13 protein-coding genes are annotated in these 21265 nt (G+C 38.5%); 9 read left to right on the top strand and 4 right to left on the bottom strand.

All coding sequences use genetic code 11. The features are described from left to right. Positions 1-54 precede the first annotated feature (54 nt). Together ABXT06_RS21160 and dinB are read right to left on the bottom strand one after the other, a co-directional pair. Positions 55-3111 (bottom strand): DNA polymerase III subunit alpha, encoded by a 3057-nt coding sequence (locus ABXT06_RS21160; RefSeq protein ID WP_354592521.1) that lies wholly within the window; start codon positions 3109-3111, stop codon positions 55-57. 3 nt (positions 3112-3114) lie between these two features. Further along, on the bottom strand, positions 3115-4296 hold the full coding sequence (gene dinB / locus ABXT06_RS21155) for a DNA polymerase IV (protein WP_354592529.1): 1182 nt from the start codon (positions 4294-4296) through the stop codon (positions 3115-3117). A 431-nt stretch (positions 4297-4727) separates the two neighbouring features. Between dinB and ABXT06_RS21150 the strand changes: the two genes are divergently transcribed. Together ABXT06_RS21150 and ABXT06_RS21145 are read left to right on the top strand one after the other, a co-directional pair. Then, positions 4728-5177 (top strand): response regulator, encoded by a 450-nt coding sequence (locus ABXT06_RS21150; protein WP_354592520.1) that lies wholly within the window; start codon positions 4728-4730, stop codon positions 5175-5177. 295 nt (positions 5178-5472) lie between these two features. Beyond that, a complete protein-coding gene (locus tag ABXT06_RS21145) occupies positions 5473-5613 on the top strand; it encodes a hypothetical protein (protein ID WP_160781399.1) in 141 nt (46 codons plus the stop codon). Between the two features lie 38 nt (positions 5614-5651). Here ABXT06_RS21145 and ABXT06_RS21140 read toward each other — a convergent pair whose 3' ends face one another. Together ABXT06_RS21140 and ABXT06_RS21135 are read right to left on the bottom strand one after the other, a co-directional pair. Continuing rightward, a complete protein-coding gene (locus tag ABXT06_RS21140) occupies positions 5652-5882 on the bottom strand; it encodes a DUF6965 family protein (RefSeq protein ID WP_354592519.1) in 231 nt (76 codons plus the stop codon). Between the two features lie 382 nt (positions 5883-6264). Next, complete coding sequence (locus tag ABXT06_RS21135) at positions 6265-7551, bottom strand: hypothetical protein (RefSeq protein WP_354592518.1); 1287 nt, start codon at positions 7549-7551, stop codon at positions 6265-6267. 691 nt (positions 7552-8242) lie between these two features. On the opposite strand from ABXT06_RS21135, the gene ABXT06_RS21130 reads away from it, so the two are divergent. The 7 genes from ABXT06_RS21130 to ABXT06_RS21095 all read left to right on the top strand — a co-directional run bounded on the left by ABXT06_RS21130 (position 8243) and on the right by ABXT06_RS21095 (position 20883). Continuing rightward, complete coding sequence (locus tag ABXT06_RS21130; protein ID WP_354592517.1) at positions 8243-8698, top strand: hypothetical protein; 456 nt, start codon at positions 8243-8245, stop codon at positions 8696-8698. Between the two features lie 540 nt (positions 8699-9238). Next, on the top strand, positions 9239-10261 hold the full coding sequence (locus tag ABXT06_RS21120; RefSeq protein ID WP_354592515.1) for a hypothetical protein: 1023 nt from the start codon (positions 9239-9241) through the stop codon (positions 10259-10261). Positions 10262-10265: 4 nt separating this feature from the next. Continuing rightward, a complete protein-coding gene (locus ABXT06_RS21115) occupies positions 10266-10703 on the top strand; it encodes a hypothetical protein (RefSeq protein ID WP_354592514.1) in 438 nt (145 codons plus the stop codon). Between the two features lie 2 nt (positions 10704-10705). Next, a complete protein-coding gene (locus ABXT06_RS21110; RefSeq protein WP_354592513.1) occupies positions 10706-13939 on the top strand; it encodes an AAA family ATPase in 3234 nt (1077 codons plus the stop codon). A 5-nt stretch (positions 13940-13944) separates the two neighbouring features. Further along, entirely contained in the window at positions 13945-15042 is a 1098-nt protein-coding gene (locus ABXT06_RS21105; RefSeq protein ID WP_354592512.1) for an RES family NAD+ phosphorylase, read from the top strand. 53 nt (positions 15043-15095) lie between these two features. Next, the gene (avs2, locus tag ABXT06_RS21100; RefSeq protein ID WP_354592511.1) at positions 15096-19802 is read left to right on the top strand and encodes an AVAST type 2 anti-phage system protein Avs2; all 4707 of its coding nucleotides are present in this window, start codon (positions 15096-15098) and stop codon (positions 19800-19802) included. A gap of 1 nt (position 19803) precedes the next feature. Next, positions 19804-20883, top strand: a complete 1080-nt coding sequence (locus ABXT06_RS21095) for an MBL fold metallo-hydrolase (protein WP_354592510.1) — start codon at positions 19804-19806, stop codon at positions 20881-20883. The last annotated feature ends 382 nt before the right edge of the window (positions 20884-21265 follow it).

The raw sequence follows: 21265 nt of genomic DNA, 5'->3' as shown, positions 1-21265 counted from the left end.
CTTTATTTTTTTAGTTTATACTCAGACTGTCGCCGTAAAACGAGAAGAAGCCTGTCAACTGTCCATTTTAAGCCTTGGAATATTGATTTCATGTTCCTGGGGATAGGGTGCACGATGGGTCATGCTTACATCTTCGCGCATTTTCTGCTGGGTCCTGTATTTCCAGTCGTTCTCATGCTCGTAGCGGGGATCCGGTATAAAGGGCATCTTGGCCATCTTGGTGACCGTTATGGTCGGAAAATGGTAATCCACTTCAACACTCCCTAGCAGCAGATAGCATCCGCCTCCCTGAAAAGGATACGACGCCAGGCTGTCGGTAAAATGCGCCGTATCAAAAAGCTGCCCTTCAGCATCTATCCAGGTCCCGAAATACATGGCGCCCAGCTTTGTGGGCACATGCTTGCGCGAGATCAGGTAGGCCAGCATGCGCACCTGTTTTTTATGATGGTCCAATAGATCCTTTGCCATGACATTGCCCCTGAAAGGGGTCTGAAGCAGGTCAAAAGGGGAGCAGGAGACCGGAAAGCCCAGAAGCTCGATCTCATCAAAGGCATCCTCAAAAGCGGAGCGTTCCAGCTCGGGCAATACGAATTCCTTTACAGGCTCCTGAAGCAGCATAGGGGTGCGGTTCTCAGGCTTGAAATTCACCAGGATCAGACGGGCAATGACCAGCAGCTGGTTTTTTGTTTTTCCCGTGAAGCGGAATGCGCCGATGAAAATCAGAATCTGTATGGCCTCAATTCCAATAGGCACCCGGTTGATGAAATCCTCCAGTGACCTGTAAGGCCCGTTTCTTTCCCTTTCCTGCTGGATCAGAAGGGCTGTTTTGGATTCAAGGCTCTGCAGGTGCATGAACCCCAGATACACATCAGATCCGTACAGCGTGGTTTCAAACTCGCTTCTGTTCACGCAGGGATTGTGCACTGCAGCCCCTGCCATCTTTGCTTCATGCACATACACTTCGGTGCGGTAGAAACCGCCCTGATTGTTGATCACCGCCACCATGAACTCGATGGGATAATGCACTTTCAGGTACAGGCTCTGGTAGCTTTCCACGGCATAGGAGGCCGAATGCGCCTTGCAGAAGGAATAGCCTGCAAAGGACTCGATCTGGCGGTATATTTCCTGGCTCAGCGCCATGGGATGCCCCTGAGACGCGCAGGATGCAAAGAAGTTGTCCTTTACCTTCTGCAGCGCCGCTTTGGAACGGCCTTTTCCCGACATGGCACGGCGCAGGATATCCCCGTCGGCTGCCGGAAGGCCTCCATAGTGCAGGGCAATTTTGATCACATCCTCCTGATATACCATGATGCCGTAGGTTTCTCCGAGCTGCTCTTCGAACACCGGATGGAAATATTCAAATCTGCCCGGATGATTGTGCCGGAAGATGTATTCCTTCATCATTCCCGACTGCGCCACCCCGGGACGGATGATGGAGGAGGCTGCCACAAGGGTTTTGTAGTTGTCGCACTTCAGGCGTCGCAGCAGACCGCGCATGGCAGGGCTCTCGATATAAAAGCAGCCTATGGTTTTTCCCATTGACAGATAGCTGTTGCAGCTTTTCTCGTCCTTTGAAATCGTAGTGTCACGGATATTGAGCCGTATACCCTGGTTTTTCTCAATCAGCTTTACGCTGTCATCAATATGTCCGATCCCGCGCTGGCTCAGGATATCAAACTTTTCAAGCCCGATATCTTCCGCGGTATGCATATCAAAAAGCACTATGGGAAAGCCCTTGGGAGGCATCTCCAGCACGGAATAATTGGTGATGGGCTCTTCGGAAATCAGGATGCCGCAGGAGTGCATGCTTCTCTGGTTGGGGTATTTCTCCAGCATTATGCCGTACTGCTGCACTTCACGGACCACTTCATTTGCAGGGTGCAGGGTCATCGGGTTTTTGGCCAAGGCATCCAGCTCTTCCTTTGGAAGTCCGAAAACCTTGCCCACCTCACGGAATATGGAGCGGTATTTAAATTCCACATTGGTGCCGCAGAAAGCCACATGTTCATAGCCGTAGCGGGAAAAGATATATTCCAGGATCACGTCCCGTTCCTTCCAGCTCCAGTCGATATCAAAATCCGGAGGGCTTTTGCGGTTCAGGTTCAGAAAACGCTCAAAATACAGGTCAAGCTCCAGAGGGCAGATATCGGTAATGCCAAGACAGTAGGCGATGATGCTGTTGGCGCCGCTTCCGCGTCCTATATGCAGAAAACCCTGTGAATTGCTGAAGCGTATGATATCCCAAGTAATTAGGAAATAGCCGCTGAATTCCAGCTGGTCAATTACCTTGAGCTCGCGGAACATCCTTGATTTTGCCTCAGCGTTATTTTTTCCATAGCGCCATTCCAGCCCCTGTTGGGCCAAGGTGGTGAGAAGCTGCAAGTCGTCCTTTCTGCTGCTGGTATAGTATTTCTTGTTTTTCGGCGTTTTGAAATCAAATTCAAAATTGCACTGCCCAATAATCATTTGCGTATTGGAAATGATCTGCGGATAGTCTTCATAACATTTAAGGATCCTATCCACATCCACCATAACCTCTGTCTGCCTGCAGTGATCTGACGCAGAAAGGCGTGAAAGAATCACGTTCAGATCAACAGCACGCAGTATCTTATGCAGCTTGAATTCCATTTTGGTTCGGAAGGTCACCGGCTGGAGCACGACCATCTTGTCTATTCTGGTCTTCCAGCCGCCCAGCACCAGCGTCCCTCGCTGTTCGGGGCGCAGGCCGATAAATTCATGTTCCTTTAGAACTGCGGGCACATTCTCCAGAGGATATATTATAAATACGTTCTCAAAGTCGGGAGCAGATAAAGGAAGAGATGCATTCTCAAAATTATGGCGTGTGAGAAAACGGTTCATCTCGGCAAGGCCCGCCGCATTTTTTGCCAGACCGATATAGCGCAGCTCATGCCCTGAGCGGAATTCGATGCCCACAACAGGCTTGATGCCCGCTGCCTGGCATCCTTTTACAAAATCATAAATGCCTGTGACAGTATTGATATCAGTGAGTGCCATAGCCCTGACACCCAAAGCCGCAGCCCCCGATATCAGGTCCTCAAGCGGTATGGTGCCATAGCGCAGGGAGTGGAAGGAATGGCAGTTGAGATACATGATTTATTTTTTGCGTTTTAAAATTTCGTCTTTGGTATTGGATTTAAAGGAAGCGCCCGCGCACCGCATCACCGCATCAAAGCCGTAACGGTTCTTCATTCGGTCCATCGCCTGATAAAGCGCCAGCATTTCTTCAGTATCATTGAAAAGGTCGATCTGGTAAGTTCCTCTTACCAGTCCGCTGAAACGCACCCCGATAAGGCGCAGCCTCATGCGGCGCTGGTAGAGCTTGTCAAAAAGATTCATTGCGGTCTGGGTCAGCAGATGGTCAGCCGAGGTATACTGGACCCTGCACTGCTTGGTTTCGGTATCAAAATTGGCGTACCTGATCTTGACCGTCACCGTCGAAGTGAGCCACTGCTCAGAACGCAGCTGATAGGAAAGCTTCTCGACCATCCCAAGGATAACCCTTCTAAGCTTGTCGATATCAATTGTATCCTGAGAGAAAGTATGTTCGGTGGAGATCGATTTTCTTTCCGTATAGGGCTCTACGGGATTATTGTCAATGCCATTGGCTTTTTTCCATAGTTCGATCCCGTTCTGGCCGATCATGCGCTGGAGCGCTTCGGCGGGCATTTCCGAAAGGGTCTTGATGGTGCGTATCCCGATGCGGGAGAGCAGCTGGAAGGTCTTGTCGCCGACCATCGGTATTTTGCGCACCGAGAGCGGGTTTAGAAAAGACTGCACCAGATGTTCGGGGATCTCCAGGTTCTGCTTCTGTTTTCCTTCACCGGTTCCGATCTTGGATACGGTTTTATTGATGGAAAGGGCAAAGGTTAGGGGTAATCCTGTTTCCTTTGTGATGCGCTGTGCGAGTTCATTAGTCCATTTGTAGCTGCCGTAGAATCTGTCCATTCCGGTAATGTCCAGATAGAATTCATCAATAGAGGCTTTCTCCACCACAGGGGCTTTTTCCTGAATGATTTCGGTCACATCATAGGATAACCTTGAATAGAGTTCCATATCTCCTTTCATGACTTTGGCCTGCGGGCACAGCCTGAGCGCCATCTGGATGGGCATGGCCGAGCGCACCCCGAAACGCCGCGCCTCATAGGAACAGGAAGCCACAACGCCCCGTTCGCCGCCGCCGATAATCAGCGGAATGCCGTTAAGCTCAGAATTGGTAAGCCTTTCGCAGGATACGAAAAAGGTGTTCATGTCAATGTGTACAATAGCCCGGTTCATAATCTTGATCATTTTATACTTGTCAAAATTAGTACAGGTAGCAACAATTTTTAAAAATTAAATGTTCTAAATAATAACAAAATTCAAAAATCCTTATTTTTCAGGGCATCCAAAAAACAGCTTTTTGATGCATAAGCGGCTTTATTCAGAATTTTCAGAAGAGAGGATAATCAAAGAAAAGCTTGTGCTTATTTGAAGATTATTGTGTGCTGTTTTTGTTTTTTATTCAATGGAATCGGCAGATCGTTTGAAAAAGCTCAATTATTGCGCCTGCTATGGTGTTTATTTGAGTAAAATTCGTACATTTACAAGCTGTCAACCGCTCCACGGATATAATTCAACCGTTTATCGATTTACAAAGACTTATATTTTTATATAGACTTTTGCAGATTCTTAGACTCTTGTCTTCTGTACTGCAAAAAATATAGGCCATGTCAAAACTCCACGATCCCCATAAAGTCATATTGATAGCTGACGACGATGAAGACGACAGAATGCTGTTTTTGGATGCTGTCGAGGATTTGAATCTGCCTGCTGCCGTAAAGGCTGCCTGCGACGGGCAGGAACTGCTCAATACCCTTGAGAAGACCGCAGACCGCCTGCCTGATATGATCTTCCTGGATATCAATATGCCCATCAAAAATGGATTTGACTGCCTTGCGGAAATCCGCAGCAGGGAAGATGCCCTGAAAGAAGTCAAGATCATAATGCTCTCCACGAGCAAAAACGCTGACAATATCGAGCTCTGCCATAAACTCGGCGCTGATTTGTACGCTGTGAAACCCAGCAGTTTTCAGGGGCTGAAGGACCTGCTCCAAAAAGTATTTGAGATTGACTGGAGCAGCATCCAAAAAAGCAGCAACAGATTCTTGCTTGCCTAAGCAGTACATCCGCATTATACTTAGGAAACAAAAAACTTTATCTTTCGGAAAATCACAGATCAATCTGAGAATCCATTGCATCCAAAGTTTAACCTACTTCCGCACCCTTTTTTGATTCAACCAACGAACAAAGCCAATAGATAATTCAAACTTCTCGTTAAATTCTGGGATCAGAAAATCATAAGCTCTGCTCAATAAAATTCGAATTATGATAAATGGAAAGGTAAAGCTGTAAATGTTTCTCCGGCATGCGCAATAATTTTGCGCTTATTCAAATAATTAAAGTCACTATATAATGAAAACCCACGAAAAGAAAAGAACCAGTGAAATAGAGAAAGCGCAGGATTCAGTAAAAAGAAAAAGCATGATCATCAATGCAATGGTCTTATCCATACTTTCTTTTATAGCAGTCCTGCTGATTACCCAAATCGCCTAAAGTTTTCATCGACACTTATCAAGCTAAAAAAACAAACTTTATACCTCTGCCTTCTGTTCTTCCGGAGCGGTGCGCTTGATGAGGAGATAAAAATCTTTAAGGTGCCACCATGCTGGGCACATTTCCAACGGGCCGTTGAAAGTCCTGATCCCTGTATAGCAGCTTTTCAAAAATAGCTGGGAATCGGTAATCTTTGCCCAAGGCTTCCATTCCACCTGCAAAGGAGGCGGCGTATTGTCAAAATATCGTTTAATTTCTTCGGGATTCATAAGGCAAAATTAGCCAAAAAACAGAAGTCTGTCAAGACCTAAAGCCTTGGCAGGACTGCAATCCCTTGAAAGTTTTATCTGCAATTTTCCGCACCATGCTGAGTGTCATACAATTGTCCATCTGTTTGCAAAAAAGGCTGCTTTTTAAATCTTTTACCATTGGTTCCTACTTATTGTTTGTTTCGTATACAGTTTCGAACCTAAATTTGTCAAGACTTGATTTTGCTGGTTTTTCATTTTTTGAAATGGCGATGTGCCACGATTCTGCCACAAAACTTAGACTGGTGAAAAGATCGACAAAATTCAGCTTAACTACTTATGGCAGAAATAGTACCAATTCTACAGTAAATATTGGTTATATTATGGAAAAAAAGAGAAATTTTTATGGGCCAGTGTCTGGGAATTCGTTTTCGATTCTGCTGTATTGGCTGTATGAGGTAAACCATTCGAGTTCTTTTATATTATGCTTAATAATCTCTTCGTCAGATGCGGTAAACCTTTCATAGTTCTTATAGATATTATAGACAAAATCAGGTGATTTGTTAATACCGATCAGAACAAATGTCTTGTGCCTGTAATTGTAATAATAAGCAAAAGTTTCAAATATAAGTTCAAAGAGCTTCTGAATTTCCTGCTGATCGGAGTCTTCAAAATAATTGAAGAATACAATACCCAGATCCCCCAGCTCCAAGAAGCTTCTGTGCAAGATTCTCTCATTGTATTCTTTAATCTTAAAATAGAATTCAAAAAATCGGTTGCCGATGGTCCTTCTTTTAAGGCGATTTAATGACAATAGCTCTTTAGCGAGAAGTTCCTTAAAAACATAATTCTGACTGAGCACTTCGTTTTTTATAAACTGGTCGACAAAATAACTCAGAGCATCTGCTCTTTCTTTGCAGGCTGCCTGCCGGGAAAGTTTGAATTCCTCCCATGATCCTGCTATTTCAAGCACTGCGTCTCCGTAAATGCTGAAATCGTTGTTTGTAAGTTTTTCAGGGAAATTTCGCGTATTCTTAAAAAAATAAGACAGGAGGTCCTTTTCGGTGCCGATAATGTTTACAGAGCGGCCCATCCCTGTCCGTATATATTGCTGATCCTGATCATCGAGTTCACCTTGAAACTCTGAATTAAAGACTTTCACATTCGTAAATTTGAACAGTTTTTCCCTTTTTTCAAGGTAGTCAATAAAATCTGGAATTGTATCAAGTTCATTTGTAATGGTGCTGAAGGTGTCTTTATCGAATATGGTGATAAAATCATTCTCTTTAGTGGTTCGCGTTATATCATAAAACTCAAGACCCTCTCCAAGGTTTATTACTATTTTAAAAATTTTCTCTATGGAATTCTTAGGGAAAACTTCCAAAGTTCTGTCTGGATGCTTAATAATTACTTCTGAACTGGTGAAAAGTGTTTTTTGAGCGCCTTTAAGCTGTTTGACTGCCTTTTCAACTGTATTATTGAAATAACGTGAATGACTTCCTTTAAATGAATAATTTTTAACAGAAAAAATGATACATGTATTATCAAATATGACCAATAGATCGCATATTTCTTTTCTGCTTCCATTTTCAAACTTTGGGTTTGGATAGCACCAATATTTCAGAAATGATTTAAAAGCAATATCATTTACAAAGTTCTCTCCTTCTATTCCTATTTTGTTGCTGTCCATCTATATGCAGTTCAAGAATCTAATATATCAATTTATGGCTAATAGACAATGCAGGCTCCAAAGATTTAAAATTTGTTGTGGCACTTTTCAGGTTTGTATTCTCAGGTATAATTATATGAGTGAAAAATTGAAATGTACACAAATATAAAATGAAATGTACATTTTTGTTTTTTCTAATTTATTCACTATTATTCTTTTACGATTTTTTTGAAGCAATGCATGAGGCAAGCCATTAGTGAACCCATTGATGTTGATTTGTTTACAAAATCCCTCTAAAGGATCTATATCACGGAATTGATAGCTTTTATTGTTTTAAAATGTACATTTCATTTTTAAATGTTAATATTTAAAATAAACTGGGAGAGCTTGATTTTACTGGCTTTTTTAGCAAAAACCAAATTTCTTGAAATGTACATTTCATTTTGTCAGTTATATTTTGAATAGATAGGAATTGGATTATTACTGAGGTAAGGGCTATAGAATAAGTAGTTAGCCTGAAAAAAAATAGATGATTAAAAAATATATCCAAAAATATATATATTTGTAGAAGGTTTTTGGCGAGCCTGCTCGTTTGTGCAAAGATTTTATCAGCCAAGAGATAGATAATATAACCTTCAGAGCTTATTATCCGACAACAGTATACAAACGCAATCCCAGGGTAATAATCTTTGAAATAATAAAGGATTATATTATGGAATCTATTGAATTTTTCAAACTGCAAGCAAAAAATCTATTTAGAGATTTTAAGACCCAACAAAAACTTTCTGGAGAGAAGACCGGCGAATTTAACTACGAGTATTCGCCAAAACATTTTCATATCTATGATGTGATTTATGATTATGGCATTGACGAGGAAAAATTTACCCTGATGAATGCCCAGCATGTCATTGCCAAGATAGCGGGCTTTGACAAATGGGGTGATCTGGCAAAAGCTTCGTTTTATGAATTGGAGCTTGCAAAATTATTGTTCGAGCATCAAGATAAGATTGATATCCTTTCTTGGAATTTCTATATCTCTGATGCGCAAGAAATGAATGAGCAGCTGCTGGACGCTGAGGTGCAGGTCGGAATATTCGAGCAGGTCGTTGTTGAGGAGAATATTTTTGACATGGTAGTCCAGAGCTATCTGCTGAAGCACGACCTTTAAGTATCAATCACAGAAAAACGCGGTTCAAAAAGCAGTCTGGCATTTAGTGAGGAGCGTTAAGTTATAACTGCTTTCAAAATCTGCGTTGCAATCTTATCTAAGACTCAGGCTGCAATCAAACATAAGGATGTCCCGTAATGTCTTGAAGTGTCTGCGCCAAAAAAAGCCGGTTATATGCCGGCTTTAAATTTTTTAGCTGATTTTGCTCTTCTTCATGCGCTTTTTTATCTGATAGAGATTTTTGTTCATAAGAGCCAAAATCTGCCTGTGATGTTTTGACGCATTGTTTTTAAGCTCCCTGAATTGGATGATTTCCATTTTTTTGAGCGAAAGCACTATGGTTTTCACTGACGGACTATCCACTTTTGCAGACAAAATAAGCGAGTTTCTTTTCTTGTAGTATTCATTTGTACATGCATGGTGGCGTGGATTATGGCCCTCTTCCATTGTAAAATAGTGCTGAAATCAGTCGTACAGGGCAAAGAATTTTTAAGAAAAAATGTAAGCTAAATATTGTTTATATTTGTTAAAAACAAATTAATGAGTAACAAGATAGATTTTTCAAAGTTTGGATATGATTATGGATTGAAACCGCATTTGATGCTTGTTGCTGATCCGGAATTTTCAAATCTATTTAGGGAAGCTAAATGTATTGCGCTTCAGTATTTTTTTACAAAGGATGATAAAGGATTAATGATTCCTGCTGGTTTAGCCTTTGGTTTTGAAAATGAAAAGCCTGCAGACGGTTTTTTTAATATATTATTGGAATGGATTGAAAAATCAAATGGCAATACAGATGCTGTTCTAATGGAATTTGTAGAAACCAAAGAGGGGGGGTATGTACTTGGAATTGCTCAAGACATGGTATTGTTTGTAGATCGAATGATACCTAAATCTCACAAGGACAAGATTTCTCCCATGACCATTCTTGCTACACAATTTAAAGAAATCCCAATACTAGGAGAAAATTATCTGACTTTTAAAAATAATATAAACAAGGCGGATAATATTACGATCAGTTACGCAATTGTAAAGGGAACAGAGATAATTAAACAATCTGATAAGAGTTTTACAAAGAAAAATTTCAACTTTTACGAAGAAGATAATATCCCTCAAGACAGTTTGATGGTTTCTTATTATGCCGCCGCGAATAAATTAAGTTTAAGGAAGAAGGCACCACAAGAAGCTCCCAAGCCTAGTGAAAGTGATTTGTTGCAGAGAAGACTATCGGAAATGAAAATTTACCTGCCTTTAACCTGTAATAGAATTAAAAACAAATGGCTGGAAGAGAAAATAAAAAGACTTGAGGAAAATTATGAAAATACCCAAATAATTCAGGCGATCTGTAATTTAACAATTTTCGAACGAATTAAATCAGATGAAGAAGTACTACGCAATTTTAGAGACACCGGACATGCTATTGATATTTTAGATTACCTTCTTTCAACATTTGAATCTTTTGAAAGCTATTATCCTTCGGATGATTTTTATACTCAAGAAAGAATCATAGGCCAAATAGAAAATGATAAAAATGAACTAGAAAAACATTTTAATAAACCATAACCATATGATTACAATTTTTTCAGCGGTGAGTGCCTTTGTCCTTGCCCATAAAGCAGATATTGCATCAAAAGTTGTGGCAAGCGCCACTTATGATATCATCAAAAATACAGTAGACTTTGCAGGTTTAAAAAAAAGACTGACAAATTACTTTAAAAATGATTCCGAGACAGATACTTATCTGCAGACTATTTGCAGCTCTGAATCAGTAAATGTTTCCAAGCCAAAAAGAGATATTGAAGACACATATGAATCTTTGACAGGCCAGAAGTTTGATGATAAAATTTTTGAGGAGATCAGTAGCTGGATTAAAGAGAATGAATCGCAGCTTACAAAGGTATCTGCAATGGAGTTCAATAATACTAATGGATTTAATATAGGGGTTCAAAATGCAAAAAAAAATATCATAAATATAACTGGTGACTACAAACCCAATAAGAAGTAATTATGAGTTTTTCAATCCAGTCGCAAAATGCAGACAAAATATTTAATGTAGCTGGAAATCTTAATATAAGCAATTCTCCTGAAGTCTTAGCCTTGATTAATGAGCAAAAACAGCAAAAACTTCAAGAGCTTTATTCAGTATCTTTTTTTGACGCTCTTACAGCAAAATTTGAGAAAAAGAAACTTATTGAAAGAAGTATACTTGCTCTTGAAATCAAAGACAATTTAGAGAAAAACAACCAGCTGGTTTTTTATGGAGAACCAGGTATAGGCAAAACTACTATTCTTTTCCAATATGCAAAAACAGTTGAAGAGGTTATCTATATTTCTGTAAAAGATAAATCTCCTATAAGCGTATATATCTATCTTACAAATAAGATAAGGCTGTTAAGCAGTGAAGAACTAATTGATGAAACAGATGCTGACAAAACATTGGAATGGCTGCAAAGTAGCCTCCAAAGAACTAGAGCCACGATTATCATTGATGATTGCGAGCAGCTGCCTGATGCGATATATAAAATTGCTGGCCTTGAAAAGTTCAACAGTAAATTTTTATTTGCAACAAGAAACAAAAGCCAGTTAGAAAAATCTGGGTTAAATTTTTTTCAATGCTTGGGATTCAGTGATGAAGAAATTAGATCATTTCTCCATTCCTATGGAAAAAGAATAAAGAAGCTGGAGTTCAATGAAATTAAAAGAGCCTCAAAGGGAAATCCATTATATTTATTTTATTTAACTGTATTTGAAATGGAAATACTTCCCGAAAACCTTGCGGCTTTTCAGGATGCGATATGGAAGAATTTAAGCGAGGAGGATCAGGAATGCTTGATCCTAATTTCAGTACCACAATTTAATCTAAGTATAATTCAGCTTGCGGAACTACAAAGCACCTCTACGCCTCTGAAATTGGCAACAGTATTGGAAAGGCTGTCGGCATTGGTTTATAACATAAACGGTGTGCTGCAAATATTTCATCCAGTCTTCAAGGAGTTTATTTTAAGTAAGATTAGAGACTGTGGACTGCTTGACTATTATTTAAACAAGCTAGGCGATTACTTTCTGGCAAAGAAGGAAATTGTTCAGGCAACATATTTGTTGATTGACACAGCCCCAGAAAAGGTGGATGAATATCTATTTGGTGTTTTTCCTGAATTGTTGGATTCCGGGGAGCTTCAGTTTGCTATAAAAGTTATTACAAGGCTGCTTAAAAAGGCAAAAAGAAAAATCGAAAAAGGATATCTTTACTATCATTTGAGTAATGCCAGCCAATTATTAGGACTTAAAGATGAATCAAGTGAAGCAATTGACAACGCCATTTTTCATCTCAAAAAGCTTAAAAATAAAAAACTGCTTCAGGCAGCAATGATTTTTAAAGCGTCTTATTTAGCGGAACAGGGGGAAATAGAAGCTGCTACGGAAATCGCTGATAAAATATTTGCGGGAATCAAAGCTCAAGAGAAAGAAGTGAAAGCCCCATTACTAATTACCTTGGCCAAGATCTATGTCGATATTTCAGAAATTAACAAAGCTGCAATTGCAAGTAAAGAAGCTTTTGAAATTTTCGATTCGCTTGGAGACAGTCGTGGTATGATCAGCAGTCTGGCAAATTTGGTTTCAAGTCTTGCACAAAGCAACGATTATAGGGATGAAGCGGAAAAATATGGATTAAAGCTGCTGGAAATTCTGAAAGATAATGATACTGAATTTTCAATTGAAGTTGTTGTCCTAAATTCGTTAACATCTATCTGTCGACAGAAAAGAGAGTTTGGACGGGCCAAAAAATACTGCCAGAAGGCAATTGAGCTTTGTCAAAAGTATGAGATGAAAGACAGAACGCTCTTAAATCTTATAAATTATGGAAATGTATTAAGAGATGAAGAAAATATTGACGCAGCAATCGAAATTTACAATGAGGGATTAGTATATGCAATTGAATATAACAGCAAGAAAAATGAGGGTCGCATATATAGGATTTTAGCAGGCATTGAAGCGGAGAAGGGTAATTTAGATGAAGGGCTTGATTTTGCAGAAAAGGCAATAATTGCTTGTAGCTCGGTTAATTACTACTACGGCTGTGCGACAGCATTGGAAGAGAAGGCAGAAATTCTGGAGTTAAAGAATGAGCTAGAGCGGGCCGCAAAAACCTACATAGATAGTGCTGATTACTATCTTAAAATGGAGCAGTACTCAGAAACCTGCAATTATTTGTTCAGAAAAGCTATCGAGTTATACAACACTGCTGCAGCCATAGATGAAAAAAATATTTTAACACAGAGGCTTATTGAAAATGCAGCAAAATCAAAAGATTTCAGTGGGCTTGGTGAGCTTATTACTGCTAATTTTCAGGAGGAAGACATAATAAATAACTTTAGGATCCTCTTCAACAGGTACTTTGGAAATAGAGACAGCAAATCAAATATTATTCAAGAATTTTTGATTTTCAAAGATTATTGCAAAGATCTGGAACATGAAAAAGGTAAAGAGGTTTATAAAGATTTTTTGAATATTATTTTGAAGAGTGATTTTACAGCAAAATACTCTTACAGTATTTTAGGACTTGCAATTGAACAGTCTGAAAATCTCATTTCTGAAGAAGATCTAATCCCGATAGTTAATGATTTGGCTGAGAGGCTGCCTTTTTTCGCTCTTCGAAGCAATTATGAGGATTTTACATTATTAGCAACAATTACTGATAAGAATATTGAAATTAAAGGAGTAAGTGATGAGTTAATTTCTATAAAGTTAGCGATTTCGTTAGTTTTAATATTGACAGAGGAGCCTGAACTGCTTTTTGATGAGGGTGAAGTACTGGAACAAATGTGTGCGATTTTATTGCTTCCTTTCAGCTCTGAAGTAGAGGAGATCTTGAAAAGACAAGAGAAGAATGATTCTGAGTACTTTTCACAGCATTTCCAATCGATACACATGGGGAAAACTGCTTATGATGTTCCGGAAATGATTATCCTAAGTCCTGAATTTGAAAGGAAATGCAGTCTTGCCAAAGAGAGCGATGACAAAGGGCTTCTCTCATTTTATCTCAATACCGTACTAGGACTAAGAGAGCATTTCTATCATAATAACATAAAGGAGGATGCCACGAAACGGAAAAAGGTTCTTCACAGTATTGCCTGCATTCTTGGATATGCCAACAGCGATAATGAAAGGAATGATTTGTTTTCAATTGACCTCAGTAAAGTCTCAGCGTTTATAAAGAAACCGAAAAAAGCAAAAAAATAACCACTATGGAGCTACTTTCATTACTAGATGATCCAGTTACAAATCTGCCAATTGCTTATTCCAATGAAAATTTTAGAGATTCGCTGCGGTCTATTCTTAACAACTTTGAAGAAAGTTGCCAGAATGCGGACTGTATATCATCCGAATGGATATCCAACCCTGATGAACTTGATAACCACAAAGAGAAAATAAAAAAACTGATAAAAGGTCTTCTTAGAAGCGTAGATATTTTTTATGCGGGTAAACCGGCTCAAGCATACATCACGTTCAGCAGAACAATGAATGACCTTAACATTACCCAGTATCTTGATAAAGGTTTTGTTTTACCTCTCAGGGAGAATCTATTCCGAATTAGGACATCGGCTGGCAATTACCCGCTGAGCCGAAACGAACTTTTTCATATTCCGTTTGAAAAACGGGGAATGGTAAATTCACAAAGGTTCAGCATTCCTGGATTACCGTCTTTGTATACTTCAAATTCCATCTACGTAGCATGGGAGGAAATGAGAAGACCCAATGTTGATTCCATTCAGGCGGTAAGACTGGTAAATCAGAGGGAACTTAGGCTGCTAGATATAACAACCGATATATATAACAATACAGAAAGTAGTAAATCAGATATTGATGTCAATGCAAGGCTTTATAAAGTTCTGACATGGCCATTGGCTGCATGCTGTTCCATAAAGGTAAAAAACAGAAAAGATGCCTTTAAACCTGAGTATATTATCCCTCAGTTTCTGCTTCAGTGGGTTTCGAAAAAACTGGATGGAATCAGGTATTCTTCAACGCACATAGATTTAAATAAGGTCAGGCATAACGGCCAATTCAATAATATAGTTCTGCCTGTTAAAACCTTTAAAAATGATTTAGGTCACTGCACTAAATTGAAGGAAATTTTTACCTGTACTGATGTTCTGCCGATGCAGCTGAGACAAATCTTAGCTTCCAACGACCGATTCAGTCATCAGGCAAGTATAGATACTAACGTTAACAAAAATATTAGTGAGCTGGCTGTGATCGAGGGTACTACCCAGATTTATTCCCAGACCTTATTTGGAATCCTCGAGCATGGTTTAAAGGGGTTGGAAGCTAATCCCTTATAGAAAGGATGTCTTGTGTATTTAATTTCTAATAAATAGTTTATCAGTTCCAGAATATGAAAGTTGATGATAAAATAATATCAAACGCTACGGTACGTCTTATAGATCCACAAACAAAAAACTGCATAGGTTCGGGGATTATCTATAATAGTGATCATTTAGGGGAATCCCTATATGTTTTAACTGCAGCTCACAGCCTTTTTAGGGATGGCGATGAGTTTACGGATCCTTATAAAGAAGTTGTCGTTGATTTTTACGATTCGGAAAAGGATGTTTATCAAGGATTTAATAAACAGATAGATTTCAGATTAGTATCAAAGCATAAAGACAAAGATGCCGCTGTAATTGTTTTTAGATATGATGAAATACAAGGGTTTGCTGGTAAAATACAGAAAGTCATATGTGTAGAGGAACGACATTCCTATACTGACTTTGTCGTTAAAGGATTTCCTAATGCAACCCAGGGCAAGGAACTCGATGTCATCAAACCAATCTGGAAACAGCAAATGACAGGAGTCCGTAAATTCCAGCTTAAGCTTGAAGAAGACTATAATTCGTGGGCGGTACAGGGATTTTCTGGGAGCGGGGTATTTTTGAGTACTGGCAGCGAACTGTACCTTTACGGAATCTTCACGCGATACCGTGAAAAAAGCATGGGAAAAGTCATTTACTGCCAATATTTAGATGTTTTTAATGAGCTGCTTGAGAAGTGTTTTATGAAGCCGCTCGTTTTTTCCTATACTGGCGAACAAGGAATGTCACCAGAATTTTTTCAGCAGAAAACAGATAAAGCGATTGCAGACTTAGGTCCCAGATTCAGCAAAAAATTAAATTTTAGGCTTCCAATAGCTTTAAAATTCAGTGATCTGTCAAAAGACACTCTTTTTAAAGCCAGGATTTTCAGGATTTTTGACAACTGGATTACTGAAAAGAACTACAGAAGGCTGTTGGAAAATGAGCATATTGGAGAAACGGAAAAAGGTTTTGACGAACTTCGTGAGAAAGTAAAGGATTGGCTTAATGAAATTGATTTTAAAGCAGACGAGCAATTAGATTTTGCTTGGATATTTGAAGAGGTCAATTCATTTTATGAATTGGCGAGCTCAAAAATAGATCATTTATACAAGCTTCGCAGAGAAGCGGAAAAGGAACTGAAAAAAGAAGGAAAAAAATATGATTTGTACCATGCTCCATATTATGATGAAATTGAAAGATTATGGAAAATAGTACGACATAACAGAGATTTTTTGGAAGAGCTTGAAAATGATGTTGATGTTGACCTGGCTAATCATCCATTTCTAATAATTAAAGGTGAAGCAGGATGTGGGAAATCCCATCTGCTTGGTGACATAGCTACTCAAAAACAAAAAGAGGAAGTTCCTAGTGTTTTACTGCTTGGCCAGCATTTCAGCAATTTAAAAAGCATTTCAGTCAACATTCTTGAACAGCTTGATCTCCAGTGCAGTTTCAAGGATTTTTTAAGAAGTTTAAATGGAATCGGTCAACAGATAAATTGCCGTGTATTGATTATGATCGATGCCTTAAATGAAAGTAAAACCCCTGATTTATGGAAAGATGGACTAGCAGGTTTTATTCAAGAACTTTCGGGTTACCCCTTTATCGGACTGGTATTAACAATACGCTCAACTTATTTCAAATCAGTGATTCCTGATAATATCAAGGATAACAGTAGTGTCACATTTATTACTCATGAAGGATTTAGAGGCAATGAATATGCTGCCTTAAGTCTGTTTTGTGATTTTTACGGTCTAAGACAGCCGACTTTTCCCATACTTGCTCCCGAGTTTACCAATCCTTTGTTTCTTCAGTTGGTTTGTATGGGAGTACAGAATTCTTCCGAGAAGTCGTTTCCTTTGGGATTTCAGGGAATAAAGAAAGTTTTTGATTTTTATATAGATGCTTTGAACAGTAAACTGCTGTCCAAAACCGAATATGCCCACCGCAAAGACCTTGTAATGAATGCTATCAAAAGGGTTGCCTCAAAATGTTTTGAACAGGATCTCAGGATGCTTCCCCTAGAAGAAGCGGTAACTCTATTTGATAATGAATTTGGACGTTTTCCTAATCTGCTTTATGACCTTATTCAGGAAAATGTATTAATTAAAAACATGTCATATGATTATGATAAGGATAAAGAATATGAAGCTGTTTATTTTGCCTACGAAAGGTTCGGAGATTTTTATATTGCTGATGAAATTCTAAAATCGTATGAAAGTGTCGAGGAACTAATTAAAGCATTCGAAAAAGATGAACTGCTTGCGAAGCTGATTTATGATTATCATTTTGAAGGAATAATTGAAGCCGTTTCAGTGCTTTTGCCTGAGGAGTTTGGAATTGAAATTTACGAGGTATTTTATTGGCTGATAAAAGAAGAAAAGGATAGTGAGAACTACCCTCAAAAGACTTTTGAAATCGGCACCTATTTCCTACGAAGCCTGACATGGCGATCGGTTGGAAGTATTGACAATGACAAAATGGACAAATGGTTATCAGGTAATGATTTCAAATCAAGTGTAGACAGCTGGATCTGCAAACTTTTTGAGCTCACCGCAATTCCCGGCCATCCTTTGAACAGTGATCGCTTGCATACTGGTTTAAGGAAATATTCCATGGCCGATCGTGACTCTTTTTGGCAGTCTCACCTTCTGAATTATGGAGATACTGATGAATATGAAAGTGCACTTCCGATAAAAAGACTTATAGACTGGGCGTGGACTAAGGATATCTCGCTGAAGATTGATTATGAAACGGCACGTCTTACAGCCCAAAGCCTGGCTTGGATTTTGGCCAGTACAAATATAGTTCTTCGAGACAGAACAACTAAAGCAATGGTAAATCTTTTGGAAAACCAGCCTGAAGCAATGATCAGTACGTTAAAGGCTTTTCGAAGAACCAATGACATTTACATACTTGAAAGACTTTTTGCTGTTGCTTATGGCTGTGTGCTAAGGACCAAGAAAAAAACGGCAGTCTTTTTAATTTCGGACTATGTTTATAAATCCATTTTTAAGAATGGCAGACCGCCTAAAAATATACTACTGCGTGATTATGCGAGAAACATATGTGAATATGCGGTGTATAAAAATGGTAATATTAAATACAACCCGATCTTAATAAGGCCTCCATACAAAAGTGAACTTCCAAATTTTCCTGAGAAAGAAGAAATAAGCGCATATAAAATTGAATACAATGAACAAAATGCGAAAATTTCTAACATACATGCACATAATCGAATTTACGAATCTACACTCAAAGGTGACTTTGGATACAAAATTGTAGATCCTGTAATGCACGAATTTTCTCCTATAGAATTAAGTATCGATGCAAAAATAAAGCAATTTGTGCGGTCGCTTACAAAGTATGAGAAAACGCTGTTTGGTATAGTTTCAGCTAATCTGGAACTTCTTCATCTGCTAAGAAATACAGATTTGCGAACTTCTATTATATTCAGCACTGAACAGGAATTGAATGCTGAAATTGAAAAAACAGAGAAACTCCAGCAGGAAACTTTGCAGGATTTCAAAGCTGAGAATAGAATCTGGATTGAAAACAATGCCATTCCACAATTGGAAATGAAATGGGAAGCCGAAGACCGAAAGGGACTTTTCTTTTCGTCAAATCAGGTTAAGAACTGGATTGTAAAAAGGGCATTCGATCTGGGATATGATAAAAATCTACACGGTGACTTTGACAGTGGTACCGGGAAATATATTAATGCGTATAATAAGGAGGTAGAAAGGATTGGAAAGAAATATCAATGGATTGCATATTATGAAATTCTAGGCATTATAGCGGATAATTTTGAGATGCAAAGAGAATGGGGATCAAAAAAAGCCAAACTTTATAAGGGTGCATGGGAGCTATATCTTCGAAATATAGATCCTGCTTATACAGCAAGAAATTCCTATGATGAAGAATTTGATGACGAACTGGGAATAAAATTGAAATTAAAAGACTGGTGGAGTGAACCTGAATATTTACATTGGAACATACCTTCAAAAGAGTGGGCTGCTGGTTTGGATGATATTCCACGTGCCAAGGACATTATTTTAAAAACAGATACTGAAGGAATACAATGGGTCCATCTTCAGCATTATGTTTCTTGGAGGGAACCTAAGAAATTGGGTGAAGATAAATATCTATCACCTAATAAAAGATTTTGGCTCGAGGTTCAAGGATATTTGGTAAAGAAAGCAGATAAAAAGAAAATTATTTCTTATTTATCAGATAGGAATGTAACAAATCGAATGATTCCGGAAAATGGTGAAGCCTACGGAAGATTAATTAATCGTGAAAAATTCTGGTCACCGGCCTACTATGATCAGGAAGTGGATATAAAATGGGAATACATAAATACTACGGAATATAAAGTTATTGTAGCTACAACTACGGCAAAAGGAAGTATGGAACTCGATAAATCCGGAGCTAATGCAGCTTATAATATTCCCTGCCAGACTCTTTTTGATGGTCTGCAATTGGAATACTCATCTAATGATGGAGATTTTAATAATTCTCAAGGAGAACTTATTGTGACCAACGTCAATCCAGAAGGAGTAATGGTTCGGAAAGATATTTTAGAGGAATTTCTAGTGCAAAACAAGCTTGAAATTTTCTGGTTGATTCGTGGTGAAAAAATTTCTGATTCAGGAGACCGAAGCTATCATTTTGGTATTCCATGCGGAGTTTTCCATATAGAACGAGGAATTTTAAAAGGGGAAATGAAAATGTATAAAAGAGACTAATATGAAAGTATATTTTTATCAGGCAGAATGTGGCGATGCAGCCCGAATTTCATTTATTGGAAACGATAATAATGAGCATAATATTTTTATAGATTCAGGATATGAGGAGACTTATGATCATATCCTGCATGAAGAGATTTTAAGCCTTGACAAAAAGCAAATAGATCTATGGATTGTATCGCATATTCATGATGATCATATCGGAGGAATTATGAATTATATTGCTGCCGTCAAAAGGGGGGAATATGCGGATGTTGTAAAAGAATGGTTTTACAACCCGCCAAGAGTTTACGATAATAATATTTTTAGTAATAAATCAGGAAATGTAAGCGAAATAAAAAGCATTTCGCAAGGTGATATACTTTATGATTATTTAAAAGGGATTAATGGGTTAAGAAAAAATGATATCACGGCAATGCTGGCACTTCCGGATTTGTTCGGAATGAAGATTTCTGTGCTTTCTCCGAGTGTCAAAAAACTGGAGAGGCTTAGGAGAAAATATTCCAAGATGAGCAAAAGTCTTCAAAGGAATGAGATGGAAGGGGTGAGTGAAGCTTCAGGTGCAAAAGTCTCCGATTATGCTATAAAGCTTGAGGATTTTAACCTGGACGCATGGAAAGAGGATGATTCCGTTGAAAATGGTAGCAGTATAACTGTACTTACTGAATTAAATGGGAAACGAGTTTTATGGCTTGCAGATGCCCATCCGACGGATGTAGTAAAAAGTTTGAAAGAAATGGGATATTCTGAAAAGAATAAAATAAAATGCGAATGGGTTAAAGTTACGCATCACGGCAGCAAGGGAAATAATTCAAATGCACTTTATTCCATAATCGACTGTGAAAATTATTTGATCAGTGCGGATGCAGTGAATCTGCATTATCTTCCGACAAAAGAATCAATTGCTAGAATAGTAAGGAATGACAACAGGGACTTAAATAGCCACTATAAATTTTATTTTACTTATGATAACAACCAGCTGAGAAAGATGTTTGCTTCTGATTCTGAAGATGTTTTTAAAAAATGGAACTTTGACGTTGATTATCTTTCTAAAGAAAAGTATTATGATTTTTATCTGTAATTCAATTGTGCTAAAAGATACTCATGAGATTTAAATTAAAATCGAATGTAGAGCTCAAGTATGCTCAAGTCGGAGTGGATCACATTTAGAAAGTCTTTTTTTTTAGAATGCTGGAGTCAATTTAGTACAAAGGATTTAATGCAATGATTGTTTTTAGATGTTTGTTTTTTAAAAAGTCGTAAACTTTAAACGAAAAGCAATATGTTCAGCCATATTCTTAAATTAGCAACAACAAGACTCCAGCATTCTGGAATGACAGATCTAAAGTCAATTAGTAATTTGAAAAATCCAAGGCCTTGCCATGCTGGAATATTTCGGACCGGAGATCGATAATACAAGTGATTTTCTAGAAGAGAATATGAAAACAGTCAGTGAGTCAATC

The organism is Flavobacterium sp. UW10123, from assembly GCF_040538975.1.
Taxonomy (GTDB): domain Bacteria; phylum Bacteroidota; class Bacteroidia; order Flavobacteriales; family Flavobacteriaceae; genus Flavobacterium.
Note: the sequence above shows the minus strand (reverse complement) of the source record. Positions and strands in the feature narration are given on the sequence as shown.